Here is a 3265-nt window from a genome sequence, read left to right on the forward strand (position 1 = left end):
TGGCACGTTGTTGGGTGTCTGAGGGTACGGCCGTGAGGTCGTGTCTTCGCGATGCCGGCCCCAGTGAACTCGCCTGTTGTGGCGGGGTGATGGGTGGCTGGTCGTTGCTTGAGAACTACACAGTGGACGCGAGCATCTGTGGCCAAGTTTTTAAGGGCGCACGGTGGATGCCTTGGCACCAGGAACCGATGAAGGACGTGGGAGGCCACGATAGTCCCCGGGGAGCCGTCAACCAGGCTTTGATCCGGGGGTTTCCGAATGGGGAAACCCGGCAGTCGTCATGGGCTGTCACCCATGCCTGAACACATAGGGCATGTGGAGGGAACGAGGGGAAGTGAAACATCTCAGTACCCTCAGGAAGAGAAAACAACCGTGATTCCGGGAGTAGTGGCGAGCGAAACCGGATGAGGCCAAACCGTATGCGTGTGATACCCGGCAGGGGTTGCGCATGCGGGGTTGTGGGATCTCTCTTTCACAGTCTGCCGGCTGTGAGACGAGTCAGAAACCGTTGATGTAGGCGAAGGACATGCGAAAGGTCCGGCGTAGAGGGTAAGACCCCCGTAGCTGAAACATTAGCGGCTCGTTTGAGAGACACCCAAGTAGCACGGGGCCCGAGAAATCCCGTGTGAATCTGGCGGGACCACCCGCTAAGCCTAAATATTCCCTGGTGACCGATAGCGGATAGTACCGTGAGGGAATGGTGAAAAGTACCGCGGGAGCGGAGTGAAATAGTACCTGAAACCGTGTGCCTACAAGCCGTGGGAGCGTCGCTCACTGGGTTTACCCAGTGGGTCGTGACTGCGTGCCTTTTGAAGAATGAGCCTGCGAGTTTGCGGTGTGTTGCGAGGTTAACCCGTGTGGGGAAGCCGTAGCGAAAGCGAGTCCGAACAGGGCGTTTCAGTAGCACGCTCAAGACCCGAAGCGGAGTGATCTAGCCATGGGCAGGTTGAAGCGGAGGTAAGACTTCGTGGAGGACCGAACCCACCAGGGTTGAAAACCTGGGGGATGACCTGTGGTTAGGGGTGAAAGGCCAATCAAACTCCGTGATAGCTGGTTCTCCCCGAAATGCATTTAGGTGCAGCGTCGTGTGTTTCTTACCGGAGGTAGAGCACTGGATAGGCGATGGGCCCTACCGGGTTACTGACCTTAGCCAAACTCCGAATGCCGGTAAGTGAGAGCGCGGCAGTGAGACTGTGGGGGATAAGCTCCATGGTCGAGAGGGAAACAGCCCAGAGCATCGACTAAGGCCCCTAAGCGTACGCTAAGTGGGAAAGGATGTGGAGTCGCAGAGACAACCAGGAGGTTGGCTTAGAAGCAGCCACCCTTGAAAGAGTGCGTAATAGCTCACTGGTCAAGTGATTCCGCGCCGACAATGTAGCGGGGCTCAAGCGTACCGCCGAAGTCGTGTCATTGCAGTACATACCCCCAACGGGGACTGTGATGGGTAGGGGAGCGTCGTGTGCCGGGTGAAGCAGCCGCGGAAGCGAGTTGTGGACGGTTCACGAGTGAGAATGCAGGCATGAGTAGCGATACACACGTGAGAAACGTGTGCGCCGATTGACTAAGGGTTCCTGGGTCAAGCTGATCTGCCCAGGGTAAGTCGGGACCTAAGGCGAGGCCGACAGGCGTAGTCGATGGACAACCGGTTGATATTCCGGTACCCGCTTTGAAACGCCCAATATCGAGCCCATTAATGCTAAGCCCGTGAAGCCGTTCCGGACCCTTCGGGGAAAGGAAAGTGGTGGAGCCGGCGAACCAAGGTGGTAGTAGGTAAGCGATGGGGTGACGCAGGAAGGTAGTCCAGCCCGGGCGGTGGTTGTCCCGGGGTAAGGGTGTAGGGCGTTGTCCAGGTAAATCCGGACAGCACATAGCCTGAGACCTGATGCCGAGCCGATTGTGGTGAAGTGGATGATCCTATGCTGTCGAGAAAAGCCTCTAGCGAGTTTCATGGCGGCCCGTACCCTAAACCGACTCAGGTGGTCAGGTAGAGAATACCGAGGCGTTCGGGTGAACTATGGTTAAGGAACTCGGCAAAATGCCCCCGTAACTTCGGGAGAAGGGGGGCCATCACTGGTGATGAGTCTTGCACTCTGAGCTGGGGGTGGCCGCAGAGACCAGCGAGAAGCGACTGTTTACTAAAAACACAGGTCCGTGCGAAGCCGTAAGGCGATGTATACGGACTGACGCCTGCCCGGTGCTGGAACGTTAAGGGGACCGGTTAGTGACCTTTCGGGGTTGCGAAGCTGAGAACTTAAGCGCCAGTAAACGGCGGTGGTAACTATAACCATCCTAAGGTAGCGAAATTCCTTGTCGGGTAAGTTCCGACCTGCACGAATGGCGTAACGACTTCTCGACTGTCTCAACCATAGGCCCGGTGAAATTGCACTACGAGTAAAGATGCTCGTTTCGCGCAGCAGGACGGAAAGACCCCGGGACCTTTACTACAGTTTGATATTGGTGTTCGGTTCGGCTTGTGTAGGATAGGTGGGAGACTTTGAAGCCGTGACGCCAGTCATGGTGGAGTCGCCGTTGAAATACCACTCTGGTCGTGCTGGATGTCTAACCTCGGTCCGTGATCCGGATCAGGGACAGTGTCTGATGGGTAGTTTAACTGGGGCGGTTGCCTCCCAAAGGGTAACGGAGGCGCCCAAAGGTTCCCTCAGCCTGGTTGGCAATCAGGTGTTGAGTGTAAGTGCACAAGGGAGCTTGACTGTGAGACCGACGGGTCGAGCAGGGACGAAAGTCGGGACTAGTGATCCGGCGGTGGCTTGTGGAAGCGCCGTCGCTCAACGGATAAAAGGTACCCCGGGGATAACAGGCTGATCTTCCCCAAGAGTCCATATCGACGGGATGGTTTGGCACCTCGATGTCGGCTCGTCGCATCCTGGGGCTGGAGTCGGTCCCAAGGGTTGGGCTGTTCGCCCATTAAAGCGGTACGCGAGCTGGGTTTAGAACGTCGTGAGACAGTTCGGTCCCTATCCGCTGCGCGCGTAGGAATATTGAGAAGGGCTGTCCCTAGTACGAGAGGACCGGGACGGACGAACCTCTGGTGTGCCAGTTGTCCTGCCAAGGGCATGGCTGGTTGGCTACGTTCGGGAGGGATAACCGCTGAAAGCATCTAAGCGGGAAGCCTGCTTCGAGATGAGTATTCCCACCTCCTTGAGAGGGTAAGGCTCCCAGTAGACGACTGGGTTGATAGGCCGGATGTGGAAGCCCAGTAATGGGTGGAGCTGACCGGTACTAATAGGCCGAGGGCTTGTCCTCA

Annotated in this window: 1 rRNA gene; it reads left to right on the forward strand. The window is 57.1% G+C overall.

From position 1 onward, the window contains the following. Positions 1-140: 140 nt before the first annotated feature. Positions 141-3264 (forward strand): 23S ribosomal RNA (locus ACFUJR_RS38690). Position 3265: the final 1 nt, after the last annotated feature.

The organism is Streptomyces sp. NPDC057271, from assembly GCF_042668715.1.
GTDB lineage: Bacteria > Actinomycetota > Actinomycetes > Streptomycetales > Streptomycetaceae > Streptomyces.